Source organism: Bradyrhizobium sp. SSBR45G, assembly GCF_030159255.1.
In the GTDB taxonomy this organism is placed as follows: domain Bacteria; phylum Pseudomonadota; class Alphaproteobacteria; order Rhizobiales; family Xanthobacteraceae; genus Bradyrhizobium.
This window is the reverse complement of sequence record NZ_BSCT01000007.1, coordinates 1-17,664: the sequence shown is the minus strand read 5'-3', so window position 1 is coordinate 17,664 and position 17,664 is coordinate 1. Positions and strand designations below refer to the sequence as shown.

The following is a 17,664-nucleotide window of genomic DNA, read 5'->3' as shown; positions in this document are numbered from 1 at the left end:
TAGCTTAGTCCTCGACGGTCGCGGGCACGGTCATGCTGCCCTGGCCCTTTTCGGCGCTGAAGATCCACACCAGGCCGCCCATGCCGCCGACGATGAAATACACCGCCCCGAACAGGATCGAGACCACGGTGCCGTCCGCCGGAGCCAACCCGGCGTAGCCGAACGCCACCATCATCGTCGCCTCGCGCACGCCCCAGCCTGCGATGGAGATCGGCAGCATGGTGATCAGCATGATCGGCGGCGTCAGCAGGAACAGCTGCTCGAATGCGGCGGAGGCCGCGATCGAGCGCACGGCGCACCATGCGATCACGACGGCGAGCACGTGGATCGACAGCGACAGCACGGCGATCTTGGCCGCCGTCGTCTTGCCGAAGATCACCTTGCTTGCGATCACCGAGCACGCATGGACGTGGCGCGTCGGCCACCACGCCGTCATCCACTTGGCGGGCAGATAGCCCACGGTGAGAAAGCCGACGCCGGCGGCCAGCGCGGCCGCATCGACCAGCACCAGCGCGAGCCGTCCGTGCTCGTCGGCAATCATGCCGTAGCTCCACGGCAGGCTCGCGACGATGATCAGCGCCAGCGCGATGAAGCCGACGGCGCGATCGGTCAGGATCGAGTAGCTCGCGGCGCGCCAGCCGGCACCGGTGCGGCCGATCAGCCACAGCCGCACGGCGTCGCCGCCGATCGAGGAGGGCAGGGTCTGGTTGAAGAAGGCGCCGATCATGTTGTAGCGGAACGCCCTGAGGTCGGTCAGCGGGGCGCCGCACAGCGCGGAAATCTCGCGCCAGCGCAGCGCGCCGATGAAGATCTGCAGCAGCGTGATGCCGACCGCCAGCACGATCCAGCCGATGCTGATCTGGCTGAGCCGTTCACGGATGGCCGCAAAGTTGATCCCGCGCAGCGCCAGATAGAGCAGGGCGAGCGACACCACGATGCGGAGAATGAGAATCAAAAACGCACGCATGCGAGGGCCGGCTTCGCTCTTGGTTGAAAGGTCCCAAGCCGAGTGCGAGACGCGCAACTCCCCGTCCTGGCAGGACCAGACCTCGGACGGGTCCGAACCGTCGCCGCGGCCGACCCCTTGCGGTCCTGATGCCCCGGTGGCTAAACAGTCGCAGGGGTGGCGTCAATGGCCTCCGAAACGACCGGAATATCAATTTATGTCTCATGGCCGGAAGATCGCGGTGATAGGCCTTGGTTACGTCGGCCTGCCGGTCGCCACAGCGTTCGCGCGCGCAGGCTGCCCGGCCATCGGATTCGACATCGATGCCGTCAGGGTGGCCGAGCTGAGGAGCGGCACGGACCGCACCTGTGAGGTCGAGACGGCCGATCTCAGGCGGCCGGGCCTGCGCTTCACGCATGATCCGGCCGACATGGCGGCTGCCGATTTCTTCATCGTGACCGTGCCGACCCCGATCGACAGCGCGCGCCGACCCGATCTCGGCGCCATGCTGGCCGCCACCCGCACGGTCGGAGCGGTGCTGAAGCGCGGCGACATCGTCGTCTATGAGTCCACGGTCTATCCGGGGGCTGTGGAGGAGGATTGCGTTCCGCTGCTGCAGAGCTGCTCGGGGCTGACCGCCGGCACCGACTTCAACGTCGGCTATTCGCCCGAGCGCATCAATCCCGGCGACAAGACGCATCGCTTCGAGACCATTACCAAGGTGGTGTCGGCGCAAAATCCGGAAACATTGCAGATCGTCGCCGACGTCTACGGATCGGTGGTCACGGCCGGAATTCATCGCGCGCCCTCGATCAAGGTGGCCGAAGCCGCCAAGGTGATCGAGAACACCCAGCGCGATCTCAACATCGCCTTCATGAACGAGCTGTCGCTGATCTTCCAGGCGCTGGAGATCGACACCGGCGACGTGCTTGCGGCGGCCGCCACCAAGTGGAACTTCCTGCCGTTCACGCCGGGCCTCGTCGGCGGCCACTGCATCGGCGTTGATCCGTATTACCTCACCTATCGCGCGGAGAAGGCCGGCTATCATCCCGAAGTCATCCTCGCAGGGCGCCGCATCAACGACGAGATGGGCCGGCGCATCGCGCGCGAATGCATCCGCGGGCTGTTGAAACGCCGCGGCCGCAGCGGCCTCGTCACCATTCTCGGCATGACCTTCAAGGAGAACGTGCCGGACATCCGCAATTCGCGGGTGATCGACATCATCAGCGAATTGCAGTCGTTCGGCGTCGAGGTGCAGGTCGCCGATCCCCTGGCCGATGCTGCGGCCGTGCACGAGGAATACGGCATCGGCCTGACGGCGATCGAGGCGCTGCGTCCTGCAGACGCCGTCGTGCTCGCGGTGTCGCACGATCAGTACCTCGCCGGCGGCTGGCCTCTCGTTCAAGGGCTCCTGCGCGAGGAGAGCGGCCTCGTGCTCGACGTCAAGATGAAGCTCGACCGCGCGAGCAAACCCGGCGCCATCGAGCTGTGGCGGCCCTGAGGAAGCGATATGGCAGACAATCCCATCCTCGTCACCGGCGCGGCCGGCTTCATCGGCTTTCACCTGACCCAGCAGCTGCTCGCTGGGGGACGCCAGGTGATCGGCATCGACAACATCAACTCCTATTACGATCCCAAGCTGAAGGAGGCGCGTCTCGCCATTCTGGAGTCGCAGCCCGGCTTCAGCTTCCACAAGCTCGATTTGGTCGACCGCGCCGGCATCAAGGCGCTGTTTGCTCAGCATCGCTTTCCCGCCGTGGTGCATCTCGCCGCCCAGGCGGGCGTGCGCTATTCGCTGGAAAATCCGCACGCCTATGTCGACGCCAATCTCGAGGGCTTCATCAACGTGCTCGAGGGCTGCCGGCATCATGGCTGCGAGCACCTGCTGTTCGCCTCGTCCTCGTCGGTCTATGGCGCGAACACCAAGCTACCGTTCTCGGTCAGGGACAATGTCGATCATCCGATCAGCCTCTATGCGGCGAGCAAGAAGGCCAATGAGCTGATGGCTCATTCCTACAGCCATCTGTACCGTCTGCCGGCGACCGGCCTGCGCTTCTTTACCGTCTACGGACCCTGGGGCCGGCCTGACATGGCGATGTTCATCTTCGCCAAGGCGATTCTGGCAGGACAGCCGGTCAGGCTGTTCAATCACGGCAACATGCGGCGCGATTTTACCTATGTCGACGACATCGTGCAGGCGATCGTTCGGTTAATCGGCCGTCCGCCACAGGGAAACCCCGATTGGGACGGAAACAAGCCTGACCCCTCGAGCAGCCGGGCGCCATGGCGGATTTACAATATCGGCAACAATCATCCCGAACAGTTGACCGACGTGATAGCGCTGCTGGAGAAGGAGTTCGGGCGGCCGGCCATCAAGGAGATGCTGCCGATGCAGCCCGGAGACGTCGAGGCGACCTATGCGGACGTGAGCGACCTCGAGCGCGACATCGGCTTCCGGCCGGCGACCTCGATCGCCGACGGCATCGGCCGTTTCGCGCAGTGGTATCGCGATTATCATCGGATTTGACGGATTGATTTCATGACTGAACGCATCATTCCTCTCATCATGTGCGGCGGCGCCGGGACCCGGCTGTGGCCGGCCTCGCGGGAGGTTCGGCCGAAGCAGTTCCTGCCGTTGTTCGGCACCCATTCGACCTTCCAGGACACGCTGCTGCGCGTGTCCGACGCCGGCCTGTTCGAGCGGCCGGTCATCATCACCAACACGGCGTACCGCTTCATGGTGCTGGAGCAGCTGGCAGAGATCGGCATTGAGGCCGACGTGCTGCTGGAGCCGATGCGGCGCGATTCAGGACCCGCGATCGCTGCCGGTGCGGCCTTCGCACAGTCGCGCGATCCCGACGCCGTGGTGCTGGCGCTCGCCGCCGACCACGTCGTGCGCGACACCGCTGCGTTCCTCGACGCCTGCCGGGCCGGGCTCGCTGCTGCCGAGACCGGTCGCATCGTCACCTTCGGCGTCAATCCGGAGCGAGCCGCGACGGAATATGGTTACATCAGCCCCGGCGCGCCGGTATCCGGAGAGGTGCGGGCGGTGGCAAAGTTCGTCGAGAAGCCGGATCTTCCGACCGCCGAGCGCTACATCCGCGAGGGCTACCTCTGGAACAGCGGCAACTTCATGTTCCGCGCGTCCGTCCTGCTCGATGAGTACCGCAAATACGATGCCGCCACCGTGCAGACGGTGGGCGACGCGGTGGCCAAGGCCGGCCGCGACCTCAGCTTCATCATCCTGGACTCCGATGCGTTCGCCGCAGCCAAGCCGATCTCGATCGACTATGCCGTGATGGAGAAGACCGAGCGGGCCGCGGTGGCGCCGGTGTCGTGCGGCTGGTCCGACGTCGGCTCGTGGCACGCGGTGTGGGAATTGTCCGACAAGGACGGGCAGGGCAACGCAGCGCGCGGCGCCGCCGTGTTCGAGGATTCCCGCAACTGTAACGTCGTCACCGACAAGGCGCTGGTCGCGCTCGAAGGCGTCGATGATCTCGTCGTCGTGGCCGCGCAGGATGCCATCCTGGTGTCGCGCCAGCGCGATGCCAACGGGCTCAAGCGGCTGGTCGCCAGGCTCAAGACGGTGGCGCCGGAGGTCACCGAGGCGCACATCAAGGTGCACCGGCCCTGGGGCAGCTATCAGTCGGTCGACAATGGCGAGCGCCACCAGGTCAAGCGCATCATCGTCAAGCCCGGCCAGCGGCTGTCGCTGCAGAAGCACTATCACCGCTCGGAGCATTGGATCGTGGTGCGTGGCGCGGCCCGCGTCACCGTGAACGAGACCGTGAAGACCGTGCACGAGAACGAGTCGATCTACATCCCGATGGGTGCCGTGCACCGTCTGGAGAACCCGGGCAAGATCCTGCTGGAGCTGATCGAGGTCCAGACCGGCTCCTATCTGGGCGAGGACGACATCATCCGGCTCGAGGACGATTACCGCCGCGAGTAGGGCGGGGTCTCGCCTCGAATCACGCGAGCCGTGCTAGACAGCCCCGGACGTCGTCCGCCGGAGAGCTTCCTTGCAAAGCACGATCGGATCGCGCGCGTTCCAGAACGCGCGCCTGCAGAAGAAGAACCGCAAGCAGGCCGACGGCCTGCTGCCGAAAGCCGTCGAGGCCTATCGGGCGGGGCGGCATGCCGATGCCCAGGCGATCTGCGGACAGGTGCTGGGCCTGGTGCCCGATCATTTCGATGCGCTGCATCTGCTCGGCGCCTCCGCGCTCGACAGCGGCCGGTTCGATCTCGCCGAGCAGGCGCTGACCCGGGCCGTCGCGATCGAGCCGCGCCATGCCGAGGCTCTGGCCAATCTCGGCCTCGTGCTGTTCAGCATGAAGCGCTATGAGGAAGCCCGTGCCGCCCAGGAGCGTGCCATCGCGCTGAAGCCGGCGTTCGCCACCGCACTGACCGGTCTCGGCAACACCCTGATGAACATGCAGCTGTTCGCGCAGGCGGTCGAGGCACACGACCGTGCCATCGCCATCAAGCCTGACTATGCCGACGCCTATTGCAACCGGGGCATGGCGCTGCTGCTGATGTTGCGCAACGAGGAGGCCCGGCAGAGCTTCGATCGCGCGCTCGCGCTGGCGCCGCGCCACATGCAGGCGACGTTCGGCAAGGGCCTCGTCTGCATCAACCTGCGCCATTTCGAGCAGGCGCTCACAGCCTTCAATGCGGCGCTCGCGCTCAAGCCGGGCGCCGCGGCCGTCATCGCCCAGCGCGGCCGGCTGTTTGTGCAGATGGGACGCTTCCCGGAGGCCGAGGCCGATTTCGATGCCGCGCTGGCCACCGATCCGAGGCTCGAGGCTGCGCTGCTCGGCAAGGCGCATATCTGCGTGCTCACTGACCGGATCGCGCCGGCGATGCTGGCCTGCAAGCGCGTGCTGGAGACCAATCCGGTGTCGGAGGTCGCGCTGGCCTGGCTCGGCGCCTGCTTCGCCAGGCAGGGCGATATCGCCACCGCGATCCAGCACTTCGAACGCGCGCTCGAGATCAAGCCCGATTTCGAGGATGCCATTCTGAAGAAGATCTTCGCGCTGGACTTCCATCCGGACGCTGATGTCGCCATGCACCAGGCCGTGCGGCGCGAATGGTGGGAGCGGATCGGCGCCAACATTCCGCGGTTCGAGCTCACCGGCGTCGACCGGGACGCGGAGCGCCGGATCACGGTCGGCTATGTGTCGTCCGACTTCCGCAGCCATTCCGCGGCGCTGACCTTCCTGCCGGTGCTGCGCCATCACGATCACGGGGCGTTCAGGGTGATCTGCTACTCGTGCTCGCCGCTGGTGGATGCCGTGACGGAGCAGTGCAGGGCCGCGGCTGATGGCTGGGTCGACGCCTGGCAGATGTCCGATGAGGAACTGGTCGCGCAGATCCGATCGGACCAGGTCGACATTCTCGTCGATCTCTCGGGCCATTCGGCCGGCAACCGCCTCTCCTTGTTCGCACGCAAGCCGGCACCGATCCAGGTCACGGCATGGGGCAACGCGACCGGCACCGGCCTGCCGACCATGGACTACTTCTTTGCCGATCCGGTCACGGTGCCCCAGGCCGTCCGCCCGCTGTTCGCGGAGGAGGTGTACGACCTGCCGGCCCTGATCACCACGGATCCGTTGCCCGATGCGCAGCCGACGCCGCTGCCGATGCTGCACAATGGCTACGTCACCTTCGGTGTCTACAACCGCGTCGACAAGATCTCCGATCAGGTCCTCGGCGTCTGGTCGGCCTTGTTTCGCGCGCTGCCGGATGCGCGCATCGTGGTCAAGAACGGCGCGCTCGACGACAGCTTCCTGCGCGATCGGCTGACCGCGCGGTTCGCGGCCCATGGCATTGCCGAGCACCGGCTGACCTGCCTCGGCTCGTCGATGCGGCACGAGCACATCGCCGCCTTTTCCCAGATCGATATCTCGCTCGACCCGTTCCCGCAGAACGGCGGTGTCAGCACCTGGGAGTCGCTGCAGGCTGGCGTGCCCGTGGTGGCCAAGCTGGGTAACAGCTCGGCCTCGCGCGCCGGTGGTGCGATCGTCAAGGCGGTCGGCCTGGACGACTGGGTGGCGGAGGACGACGCAGGCTATGTCGCGATCGCCGTGAAGCATGCTGGAGATCCTGCCGCACTGGCGCAGCTCAGGGCCGAACTGCCGGCGCGTGTCGCGAGCTCGCCAGCCGGCAATGTTGTGACCTATACGCGCAAGGTTGAAGAGGGCTACCGCACGTTCTGGCGGCGCTACTGCGCGGCCGGCGGGTGAAGCGGCGGGCAACACGGCTGCGGTTGCCCGCGCCGAAGGCTCGCGCGCGCCGGCGCGCGCCATGCTCCGGTCGCCGCGCTTCACGCGAATCAGGTCCCGTATGCTAGCTTTGCGGGCGGCATTCGCGCGCGCGCCGTCGGCAGGCCGGCCCGAATGTCGGCGCGGCGATGACGGCTGCACCAGTGGCGTTGATCCTATCGTGCTGATCTGATCCGGAGACGATCCTTGGCTGGCAATGTCGGCTCGCGTGCGTTTCAGAACGCCCGGCTCGAGAAGAAGAACCGCAAGCAGGCCGAGCCGTTGCTGGCGGCCGCGACCGCAGCGTACCAGGCCCGCCGGCCGGCCGAGGTGCGGGCGCTGTGCGGTCAGGTGCTGGCCCTGCTGCCCGACCACGCCGGCGCATTGCGGCTGCTGGGCATGGCTGCGCTCGATGCCGGCGCTTTGAGCGAAGCCGCGGCGGCGCTGAGCCGCGCCGTGGAGCTCGAGCCGCGCGACGCCGATGCGCAGGCCAATCTCGGCATCGTGCTGTCCAATCTCGGGCGCCATGCCGATGCGCGCAGGCACCAGGAGCGCGCCGTGGCGCTGGTGCCTGGTTTCGCTGCAGGCTGGAACAGCCTCGGCAGCACGTTGCTGCGTCTGCAGGAGCCGGAGCAGGCGATCGCCGCCTACGACCGTGCGGTGGCCTTGAAGCCCGACTATGCCGAGGCGCATTGCAACCGTGGCATGGCGCTGCTGCTCATCGACCGCAGCGTCGAGGCGCTGCAAAGCTTCGATCGGGCCTTGTCGCTGAATCCGCGTCACGTGCAGGCGCTGCACGGCAAGGGCCTCGTCGGACTCAAGCTTCGCCATTTCGACGCGGCGCTCGCCGCCTTCGATGCGGCGCTGGCGATCAGTCCAGCCGCGGCCAGCGTCCTCGCCGAGCGCGGCCAGGTGCATCTGCAGGCTGGCCGGTTCGATCACGCCAGGGCGGATTTCGACGCGGCGCTCGCGCGCGAGCCCCATCTCGAAACGGCGCTGCTCGGCAGGGCCCATCTCGGCGTCCATCAGAACGACGTGGCGCCGGCCATCGCGGCCTGCCGGAAGGTGCTCGAGCAGAACCCGAACTCCGAGGCTGCCTGGACGTGGCTCGGCGGCTGCTATGCCAAGCAGGGCGAGATTGCCGCGGCCCTGCAGCACTTCGATCATGCGCTCGCGCTCAAGCCCGACTATCGGGATGCGATCGCAGCCAAGATCTTCACCCTCGACTTTCTGCCCGATGCCGATTTCGCCAGGCAGCAGGCGGTACGCCGCGAATGGTGGGAGCGGATCGGAGCCTCGCTTCCGCGCGTTGCGCTGAGCCCGCGCAACAGGGATCCGGAGCGGCGGCTGGTCATCGGCTATGTCTCGGCGGATTTCCGCAACCATTCGGCGGCGTTCACCGTCCTGCCGGTGCTGACTCACCACGACCACGCCCAGTTTCAGGTGATCTGCTATTCCTGCTCGGCACGCCAGGACGAAGTCACGGCGCGCTGCCGGGCGGCGGCCGACATTTGGGTCGATGCCTGGCAGATGTCGGACAATGATCTGGCCGATCGCATCCAGGCCGATGCCGTCGATATCCTCGTCGATCTCTCCGGCCATTCGGCTGGCAACAGGCTGACGCTGTTCGCCCGCAAGCCGGCGCCGGTCCAGGTCACGGCCTGGGGCCATGGCACCGGGACCGGCCTGCCGACGATCGACTACTTCTTCGCCGACCCGGTGACGGTGCCACCCGGCGTGCGCCACCTGTTCGCCGAGCAGGTCCACGACCTTCCGGCCGTGATCACCACCGATCCGCTTCCAGTATCGCCATCCACGGCGTTGCCGATGTTGCGGACTGGCCATGTCACGTTCGGCGTCTTCAACCGCATCGACAAGATCTCCGATGCGGCGCTCGCGGTGTGGGCCCGGCTGATGGCCGAGCTGCCGGACTCCCGCGTCGTGATCAAGAACTCCGCGATCGACGACAGCCTGCTGCGCGATGGTCTCGTCGCGCGCTTCGTCGCGCATGGCGTCGCCGCGGAGCGCGTCATCTGCTTCGGCTCGACGACGCGGGAGCAGCACATCGCCCAGTTCGCCCATGTCGACATTTCGCTCGATCCGTTTCCGCAGAATGGCGGCGTCAGCACCTGGGAATCGCTGCAGGCTGGCGTTCCCGTCGTGGCCAGGCTCGGCTGCAGCACGGCCTCGCGCGCGGCGGGCGCCATCAATACGGCGGTCGGGCTCGGCGACTGGGTGGCGGAGGACGATGACGGCTACATCGCGATTGCCTTGAAGCACGCCAGAGAGCCGGCGCGGCTGGCCCAGCTCAGAGCCGAGCTGCCAGCACGGGTGGCGAGCTCGGCCGCCGGCAACGTCGAGACCTATACGCGCAAGGTCGAGGACGGCTATGGGCTGTTCTGGCGCCGCTATTGCGCCGGCGCCGGCTGAGTGCGGCGGCAACTGCCCGAGGCGGGCGAACAAATACGTCAGTATGCTCAGTCGAATCTGTGTGCCAGCTGGTGGAGACCTTCTTTGGCAAGCGATGTTGGTTCCCGTGCGTTTCAGGCTGCGCGGCTGCAGAAGAAGCACCGCAAGCAGGCCGATGCGCTGATGCTGACTGCGGTCGCCGCCTATCGCGCGGGCCGCCGGGCCGAAGCCCAGAGCATCTGTGGCCAGATCCTGGCGCTGCTGCCCGAGCATTTCGATGCCCTGCATCTGCTCGGTGCGGTCGCGCTCGACGGCGGGCAGATCGATCTCGCCGAGCAGGCCCTGACGAAGGCCGTGGAGATCGAGCCGCGCCACGCCGAGGCGCTGTCCAATCTCGGCCTCGCGCTGTTCAACCGCAAGCGCTTCGACGACGCGCGCAAATGCCAGGAGCGGGCGATCGCGAGCAAGCCCAGTCTCGTCGTCGCGCAGACCGGCCTTGGCAACACCTTGATGCGCCTCGGCCGGCCGGAGGAGGCGCTCGCCGCGCACGACCGGGCGATCGCGCTGAAGCCTGACTACGCCGATGCCTATTGCAACCGCGGCATGGCGCTGCTGCCGCTCGGCCGCAACGCGGACGCCAATCAGAGCTTCGACCGCGCGCTGTCGCTCAACCCGCGCCACATGGAGGCGATGTTCGGCAAGGGATTGGCCAGCGTCAATCTGCGTCATTTCGACGACGCGCTTGCATCGTTCGATGCGGCGCTTGCCATCCGGCCCGGTGCCGCGCGGGTGCTGGCGCAGCGCGGCCGGCTGCATCAGATGGCCGGACGGTTCGATCAGGCGAGGGCGGATTTCGACGCCGCGCTGGCCGGCGATCCCATGCTGGAGATGGCGCTGCTCGGCAAGGCCCAGCTCGGCCATTTCAAAGACGTCGCCCAATCCGTGGACGCCTGCCGCAAGCTGCTGGAGCAGAATCCGCGCTCCGAGGACGCCTGGCTGTGGCTCGGCCTCTGCTTCGCCAAGCAGGGGGAGGTCGCCGCGGCGATCGCGCATTTCGAGCGCGCCCTGGAGATCAGGCCGGATTTCGCCGAGGCGATGACCGCAAAGATCTTCACGCTCGAATTCATGCCCGATGCCGACTTCGAGCTGCATCAGGCGGCGAGGCGCGAATGGTGGCAGCGGATCGGCAGTCACATCGCGCAGCGATCCCTGCCGCCGCGCGACCTTGATCCCGAGCGGCGCCTGACGATCGGCTACGTCTCCTCGGATTTCAGGAACCATTCTGCCGCGCTCACTTTCCTGCCCGTGCTGAAGCACGCCAATCGGAAGGATTTTCAGGTCTGCTGCTACGCCTGCTCGCCGGTCCAGGACGCGGTGACCGCGCAGTTCCGCGCCTGCGCCGATGTCTGGGTGGATGCCGCGCAGATGTCCGACGACGAGCTGGCCGACCGCATCGCGGCCGATGGCGTCGACATCCTGGTCGATCTCTCCGGCCATTCCGCCGGCAATCGCCTGCCGCTGTTTGCCCGCAAGCCGGCGCCCGTTCAGGTCACGGCGTGGGGCAGCGGCACTGGCACCGGCCTGCCGTCCATCGACTACTTCTTTGCCGATCCGGTCACCGTGCCCGAGAGCGCGCGCCATCTGTTCGCCGAGCAGGTTCACGACCTGCCCGCCGTGATCACCACCGAAGCGCTGCCGGGACTCGTGCCGACGCCGCTGCCGATGCTGCATCATGGCCATGTGACCTTCGGCGTGTTCAATCGGCTGGACAAGATCTCCGATCCGGCGCTCGCGCTGTGGGCGCGCCTCATGCAGCAGCTGCCGGACTCGCGCATCGTGATCAAGAGCGGCTCGCTCGACGATCCCTTGCTGCGCGATCGCCTGCTGGCCCGCTTCGTTGCCCACGGAATCACGCAGGAGCGCATCAGCTGTCTCGGCTGGTCGACGCGCGAGCAGCAGATGGCGCAGTTCGCCCAGGTCGACATCTCGCTCGATCCGTTCCCGCAGAACGGCGGCGTCAGCACCTGGGAATCGCTGCAGGCCGGTGTCCCCGTCGTTGCCAGGCTCGGCCTGAGCGCAGCGTCGCGCGCGGCCGCTGCGATTGTCACCGCGGTCGGTCTCGGCGACTTTGTCGCCGCCGATGATGAGAGCTACATCGCCATCGCCGTCAAATGGGCGTCGCAGCCGGCGGAGCTTGCGAGGCTGCGGGCGGAGTTGCCCGCGCAGGTCGCGGCGTCCGCCGCCGGCAATGTCGCGACCTATGCGGGCAAGGTCGATGACGCCTATCGCCTGTTCTGGCGGCGGCATTGTGCCGGCGTGAGCTGAGCGCGCGCTGTCGCGGCATGATGCCGGCGTTGAGTTGATCTGCTCGTCATCCTCTGGAGGTCGTCCGTGGCAAGCGATGTCGGTTCTCGCGCGTTTCAGAACGCCAGGCTGCAGAAGAAGCAGCGCAAGCAGGCGGACGAGCTGATGCCGCGCGCTGTCGCCGCGTATCGCGCCGGCCGTCCGGCGGACGCGCAGGCGATCTGCGGACAGATCCTGGCGCTGCTGCCGGAGTATTTCGATGCGCTGCATCTGCTCGGCGTGGTCGCGCTCGACAGCGGCCAGCTCGACCTCGCCGAGCAGGCGCTAACCAAGGCGGTGGAAATCGAGCCGCGTCACGCCGAGGCCCTCTCCAATCTCGGCCTCGCGCTGTTCAACCGCAGACGCTACGAGGAGGCGCGCAAATGCCAGGAGCGCGCCGTTGCACTGAAGCCCAACCTCCTGGTCGCGCTCACCGGCCTCGGCAACACGCTGATGCGCCTGGGCCTGCAGAACGAGGCGATTGCGGCTCACGACCGGGCGATCGCGCTGAAGCCTGACTATGCCGACGCCTATTGCAATCGCGGCATGGCGCTGCTGCCGCTCAACCGCAATGCCGAGGCCAACCAGAGTTTCGATCGCGCTCTTTCGCTTAATCCGCGTCACATGGAGGCGATGTTCGGCAAGGGCCTGGCCAGTATCAACCTGCGCCATTCCAACGACGCGCTCGCCGCGTTCGATGCCGCGCTCGCGATCAGGCCGGGCGCGGCGCAGGTGCTGGCGCAACGCGGCCGGCTGCACCAGCAGGCCGGCCGGTTCGATTCCGCGATGGCCGATTTCCAGGCGGCCCTGGCGATCGATCCGCGGCAGGAGGTGGCGCTGCTGGGCTTCGCGCAGCTCAGCGTCATCCGGGACAACATCGCGCCGGCGATGGACGCCTGCCGCAAGGTGCTGGAGCAGAACCCGGAATCCGAGGTTGCCTGGACCTGGCTCGGCGAATGCTTCTGCAAGCAGGGCGATCTTGCGACCGCCTTGCAGCACTTCGAGCGCGCGCTTGAGATCAAGCCGGATTTCGGTGATGCGATCACCGCCAAGATCTTTCTGCTCGACTTCATGCCCGACACCGATTTCGCCCAGCATCAGGCCGTCAGGCGGGAATGGTGGAGCAGGATCGGCGCCCAGATCGCGCGCCGTCCGCCGCCGGTGCGTGACCGCGATCCGGAGCGGCGGCTCACTGTCGGCTATGTCTCGTCGGATTTCAGGAATCACTCGGCGGCGCTGGTGTTCCTGCCGGTGCTGCGCCATCACGACCATCAGGCGTTCAAGGTCGTCTGCTATTCCTGCTCGCCGCTGCAGGACGGGATGACGGCGAAGTGCCGCGCCGCCGCTGACGTCTGGGTCGATGCCTGGCAGATGTCCGACGAGGAACTGACCGACCGCATCGACGCCGACGGCGTCGACATCCTTGTCGATCTCGCCGGTCATTCCGCCGGCAACCGCCTGCCGGTATTCGCCCGCAAGCCGGCGCCGGTCCAGGTCACGGCGTGGGGCAGCGGCACCGGCACCGGCCTGCCGACGATGGACTACTTCTTCGCCGACCCGGTCACGGTGCCGGAGGATGTGCGTCATCTGTTCGCCGAGCAGGTCTACGATCTGCCGGCGGTCATCACCACGGACCCGCTGCAGGGCTGGCAGCCGACGCCGCTGCCGATGCTGCGCAAGGGCCATGTCACTTTCGGGGTGTTCAACCGGATCGACAAGATCTCCGAGCCGGCGCTCGCGCTGTGGTCGCGGTTGATGGCCGCGCTGCCGGACTCGCGGATCGTCATCAAGAATGGCGCGCTCGACGATGCGCTGGTGCGCAACGCGCTCGTCGGGCGCTTCGTGGCGCATGGCATCGCCGAGGAGCGCATCACCTGCCTCGGCCTGTCGACGCGCGACCAGCACATCGCGCAGTTCGCCGAGATCGACATCTCGCTCGATCCGTTCCCGCAGAATGGCGGCGTCAGCACCTGGGAATCGCTGCAGGCCGGCGTGCCGGTGATCTGCAAACTCGGACAGGGCGCCGCGGCACGTGCGGCGGCGGCCATCGACATTGCGGTCGGGCTCGGCGATTTCGTGGCGGCCGACGATGACGGCTACATCGCGATCGCGCTGCGCCAGGCTGGGCAGCCGGCGGAGCTCGCCAGGCTGCGCGCTGAGTTGCCGATCATGGTCGCCAACTCCGCGGCCGGCAACGTCGAGACCTATACGCGCAAGGTCGAGGAGGGCTATCGTCAGTTCTGGCGTCGTGACTGCACCTCCACCTGACCTCCAACTACAAGCGTCCGGCGCCGACGATGCGCCCGTCCGGTGCTTCGAGAATCACCGCGGCGTCCTCGCCCTCCGGCATCGGCTCGGACAGGCGCAGCGCGCTGCCGCTCCAGTCGCCGAGCGCGCGCACCGAGCGCACCACGTTGAGCTCCTCCAGCGTGCGGCCGCCATTCTCGCCGCGGCGGATCGCCGTCTCGTGCCGGCGATCGAAGCCGACCAGCACGACGCGCCCCCGCCCTTCGCCGCCGCCAACCTCGACGGTCAGCTTGTCGCCGGCCCGGGCGAGCCGGATCGTCGCCGCCGTGGCGCTCGCGCCGCGCGCACGGTCGATCGCCGAGCCGACCTCGGACCTGTTGGAGCCGACATGGCCGGTCACGCCATCGACGACGATCTCCGGCGTGTAGGAGCCGTCGCCGAAGCGGCTGCCGTAGCGGGCCTGGCGATCGGTCGCGGCCGAGAGCGAGAACGGGTCCTTCCAGCCGAGCCGGTCCCAGTAGGTGACATGGAAGGCGAGCGGCAGCACGTCGCGCCGGTCGCGCACCATCTCGTTGAGATAGGCATTGGCAGGCGGGCAGGAGGAGCAGCCCTGCGAGGTGAACAGCTCGATCACGACAGGCCGCTCGACGGCTGCCGCCGAGGGCGACCAGGGCGCGAACGAGGCGAGCAGCATGGCGAACTGGAAAGCGTGACGAAGAGGGGCGAGCGTGACAGGCATGGGCATTCTCCCGCGATGTGACATGACCTCCTTCGCTGGCCCGAGCCACCGCGTTACCTCCTCACATCGACAACACGCAGGCGTGAAGGCGGCTCGACCAATGTGGCGGCGGCCTGTCATGGCGCGTGAACAGGGGGCGGGGCACACGCGAAAGTCACCCTGCAGGCCCTTCAAAATGCTCTGCTTTTCGTCTACCTCCCATGTAACTTTCTGAATCAAATCGTGTCCTGAAAAAGGTTTCCGCGTTCGCCTCGCCTGATGCGCCGTGCTAGGACAGCTTCGACCGGCTGATTTGCAGTTCGTTAACTGTGATGGCCAATCCGTGACTTTGATGGGGTCGTTGACATGAGTTCGAAGGGGGCAGGCCACAAGGCCGAGCTGAGGCAGGCGCTGCGGGTCGGCGTGATCGGAGCCGGCGTGATGGGCAGCAATCATGCCCGCGTGCTCGCCGGACTGCCCGATGTCCATCTCGTCGGCGTCGTCGATCCGCTGCCCGCGCATCGCAGCCGCGTCACCGAGCTCGCGAACTGCCCGACCTTCGAGACGCTCGATCAGCTCGTGTCCGAGGGCGTCGACGCCGTCACCATCGCGGCTCCGACGCATCTGCATCACGAGCTCGCGCTCGCCTGCCTCGCCCGCAAGGTGCATGTGCTGGTCGAGAAGCCGATCGCCTCCACGGTGGATGAGGGCAAGGAGATCGTCTCGGCCGCGCATCGCGCCGGCGTCACCCTGATGATCGGCCATGTCGAGCGCTTCAATCCGGCCGTCGCCGCGATCAAGAAGGCGATCGCGGGCGAGGACATCCTGTCGATCGCGATCACCCGTGTCGGCCCGTTCCCGCCGCGCATGTCCAATGTCGGCGTCGTCATCGATCTCGCCGTGCACGACATCGACCTGATCAGGTGGTTCACCGAATCCGACATCATCGAGGTGCAGCCGCAGCTCTCCAGCGCGGTCGCCGAGCGCGAGGACATCGCGCTGCTGCAGTTCCGCACCGCCTCCGGCGTGCTCGCCCACATCAACACCAACTGGCTGACGCCGTTCAAGGCGCGCAACGTCACCGTGGCGACGCGCGGCAAGTACATCATGGGCGATCTCTTGACGCGCCAGGTCACCGAATGCTTCGGCTTCAAGCCGGATGGCAGCTACTCGATGCGGCATCTGCCGGTCGGCCATGACGAGCCGCTGCGCGCCGAGCTGATCGCGTTCCTGCACGCGGTGCGCTCCGGCACCTCGCCGGCCGTCACCGGCGACGAGGGCGTCGCCAGTCTCGCCATCGCCACGCAGTGCCTGGAGACCTCGAGCCATCGTCCGGCCGAGGCCGCCGCCGCCAAGCTGCGCGTCGCGGGCTAGTCGCGTCTGCGCCCCACCCATTTCCGTTTCCGAACATGTGTCAGAGCTCATGAATCAGCACCTGCGTCATCAGCCCATTCCGTTCATCGACACCGCCGCGCAGCGCCAGCGGCTCGGCAAGTCGCTCGATGATGCGGTTGCCCGCGTGCTCGCGCATTGCCAGTTTCTCGGCGGCCCCGAGGTCATCCAGCTCGAGAAGGAACTGGCTGAATTTTGCGGTGCCAAATACGCGGTGAGCTGCTCCAGCGGCACCGACGCGCTGCTGATGGTGCTGATGGCCCAGGGCATCGGCCCCGGCGACGCCGTGCTGTGCCCGTCCTTCACCTTCTGCGCGACCGGCGAAGCGGTGGCGCTGACCGGCGCCACGCCTGTGTTCGTCGACGTGCTGGAGGACACCTTCAACATCGATCCGGCCTCGCTCCGCCGCGGCATCGCCACGGCCAAGCGGCTCGGCCTGAAGCCGAAGGCCGTGATCCCGGTCGATCTGTTCGGGCAGAGCGCCGACCATGATTCGGTCGCCGCGATCGCAGAAGCCGAGGGCCTGTTCGTGCTCGACGACGCAGCCCAGGGATTTGGCGCCAGCTACAAGGGCCGCCGCATCGGCACGTTCGGTCTGGCGACAGCCACCAGCTTCTATCCGGCCAAGCCGCTCGGCTGCTTCGGCGACGGCGGCGCCATCCTCACCGACGATGCCGGCCTGCTGGAGCGCCTGCGCAGCGTGCGCGCCCATGGCGGCGGCAGCGACAAATACGACAACGTCCGCCTCGGCCTGACCGCGCGCCTCGACACCATCCAGGCCGCGATCCTGATCGAGAAGCTCCGGATCTTCGAGGACGAGATCGCCGCGCGCAATTTGGTCGCCGAACGCTACACGGCGGCGCTCGCCGATGTCGTGAAGGTGCCGCGCCTCGTCGAGGGCTGCACCTCGGTCTGGGCGCAATACACCATCCGCCTGCCTCGCGGCATCGACCGCGACACCTTTGCCGCCGCGCTGAAGGCGCAGGGCATCCCGACCGCGATCTACTATCCGAAGTCGATGCACCAGCAGACCGCCTACCGCATCTTCCCGAGCGCCGATGGCGGCCTGCCGGTCAGCGAGCAGCTCTCCGCCGACGTCATCAGCCTGCCGATGCACGCCTATCTGGATGAAGCGACGCAAGGGCGCATCATCGACGTCGTCCGCGGCGCGCTGCGGGGCTGAGGCGGTATGCATCGTCACGCCGCCGCGCCGCTGACGGCGTCGCTGCGACCGCCGTGCCACTGATCTGCCCCACCGGCAGCCCCAACCACGACCGTCGTCCCGGCGAAGGCCCATAGGCGCTAAGATAGTTTTAGCATCATTTGATAGCGACGTTTTCTTCTCG

Annotated in this window: 11 protein-coding genes; 9 read left to right on the top strand and 2 right to left on the bottom strand. The window is 67.2% G+C overall.

Going from position 1 to position 17,664, the window contains the following annotated elements; all coding sequences use genetic code 11:
• Positions 1 to 4: 4 nt before the first annotated feature.
• Entirely contained in the window at positions 5 to 967 is a 963-nt protein-coding gene (locus tag QQL87_RS11225) for a lysylphosphatidylglycerol synthase transmembrane domain-containing protein (protein ID WP_284418148.1), read from the bottom strand.
• A 196-nt stretch (positions 968 to 1,163) separates the two neighbouring features.
• On the opposite strand from QQL87_RS11225, the gene QQL87_RS11220 reads away from it, so the two are divergent.
• From QQL87_RS11220 to QQL87_RS11190, 7 genes are all read left to right on the top strand, one after another.
• Positions 1,164 to 2,447 carry a nucleotide sugar dehydrogenase gene (locus tag QQL87_RS11220; RefSeq protein ID WP_284418149.1) on the top strand — a complete coding sequence of 428 codons (1,284 nt, stop codon included), beginning with the start codon at positions 1,164 to 1,166 and terminating at the stop codon, positions 2,445 to 2,447.
• A 9-nt stretch (positions 2,448 to 2,456) separates the two neighbouring features.
• Positions 2,457 to 3,473 carry an NAD-dependent epimerase gene (locus QQL87_RS11215; RefSeq protein WP_284418151.1) on the top strand — a complete coding sequence of 339 codons (1,017 nt, stop codon included), beginning with the start codon at positions 2,457 to 2,459 and terminating at the stop codon, positions 3,471 to 3,473.
• A 12-nt stretch (positions 3,474 to 3,485) separates the two neighbouring features.
• Complete coding sequence (locus tag QQL87_RS11210) at positions 3,486 to 4,898, top strand: mannose-1-phosphate guanylyltransferase/mannose-6-phosphate isomerase (protein WP_284418152.1); 1,413 nt, start codon at positions 3,486 to 3,488, stop codon at positions 4,896 to 4,898.
• 70 nt (positions 4,899 to 4,968) lie between these two features.
• A complete protein-coding gene (locus tag QQL87_RS11205; protein ID WP_284418153.1) occupies positions 4,969 to 7,191 on the top strand; it encodes a tetratricopeptide repeat protein in 2,223 nt (740 codons plus the stop codon).
• A gap of 225 nt (positions 7,192 to 7,416) precedes the next feature.
• On the top strand, positions 7,417 to 9,639 hold the full coding sequence (locus tag QQL87_RS11200) for an O-linked N-acetylglucosamine transferase, SPINDLY family protein (protein WP_284418154.1): 2,223 nt from the start codon (positions 7,417 to 7,419) through the stop codon (positions 9,637 to 9,639).
• An 84-nt stretch (positions 9,640 to 9,723) separates the two neighbouring features.
• Positions 9,724 to 11,943 carry a tetratricopeptide repeat protein gene (locus tag QQL87_RS11195; protein WP_284418155.1) on the top strand — a complete coding sequence of 740 codons (2,220 nt, stop codon included), beginning with the start codon at positions 9,724 to 9,726 and terminating at the stop codon, positions 11,941 to 11,943.
• A 66-nt stretch (positions 11,944 to 12,009) separates the two neighbouring features.
• Positions 12,010 to 14,229 carry an O-linked N-acetylglucosamine transferase, SPINDLY family protein gene (locus QQL87_RS11190; RefSeq protein ID WP_284418156.1) on the top strand — a complete coding sequence of 740 codons (2,220 nt, stop codon included), beginning with the start codon at positions 12,010 to 12,012 and terminating at the stop codon, positions 14,227 to 14,229.
• Between the two features lie 7 nt (positions 14,230 to 14,236).
• On the opposite strand, the gene QQL87_RS11185 is transcribed toward QQL87_RS11190, so the two are convergent.
• On the bottom strand, positions 14,237 to 14,947 hold the full coding sequence (locus QQL87_RS11185; RefSeq protein WP_284418157.1) for a DUF1223 domain-containing protein: 711 nt from the start codon (positions 14,945 to 14,947) through the stop codon (positions 14,237 to 14,239).
• 345 nt (positions 14,948 to 15,292) lie between these two features.
• Here QQL87_RS11185 and QQL87_RS11180 point away from each other — a divergent pair, with 345 nt between their 5' ends.
• Positions 15,293 to 16,300 (top strand): Gfo/Idh/MocA family protein, encoded by a 1,008-nt coding sequence (locus QQL87_RS11180; RefSeq protein ID WP_284418159.1) that lies wholly within the window; start codon positions 15,293 to 15,295, stop codon positions 16,298 to 16,300.
• 49 nt (positions 16,301 to 16,349) lie between these two features.
• Positions 16,350 to 17,501, top strand: a complete 1,152-nt coding sequence (locus tag QQL87_RS11175; protein ID WP_284418160.1) for a DegT/DnrJ/EryC1/StrS family aminotransferase — start codon at positions 16,350 to 16,352, stop codon at positions 17,499 to 17,501.
• Positions 17,502 to 17,664: the final 163 nt, after the last annotated feature.

Bases quoted from the DNA above. Each gene is read 5' to 3' on its own strand.
- QQL87_RS11215 (WP_284418151.1), top strand. From the start codon at position 2,457: ATGGCAGACAATCCCATCCTCGTCACCGGCGCGGCCGGCTTCATCGGC.
- QQL87_RS11180 (WP_284418159.1), top strand. From the start codon at position 15,293: ATGAGTTCGAAGGGGGCAGGCCACAAGGCCGAGCTGAGGCAGGCGCTG.
- QQL87_RS11175 (WP_284418160.1), top strand. From the start codon at position 16,350: ATGAATCAGCACCTGCGTCATCAGCCCATTCCGTTCATCGACACCGCC.
- QQL87_RS11220 (WP_284418149.1), top strand. From the start codon at position 1,164: ATGTCTCATGGCCGGAAGATCGCGGTGATAGGCCTTGGTTACGTCGGC.
- QQL87_RS11185 (WP_284418157.1), bottom strand. From the start codon at position 14,947: ATGCCTGTCACGCTCGCCCCTCTTCGTCACGCTTTCCAGTTCGCCATG.
- QQL87_RS11225 (WP_284418148.1), bottom strand. From the start codon at position 967: ATGCGTGCGTTTTTGATTCTCATTCTCCGCATCGTGGTGTCGCTCGCC.
- QQL87_RS11210 (WP_284418152.1), top strand. From the start codon at position 3,486: ATGACTGAACGCATCATTCCTCTCATCATGTGCGGCGGCGCCGGGACC.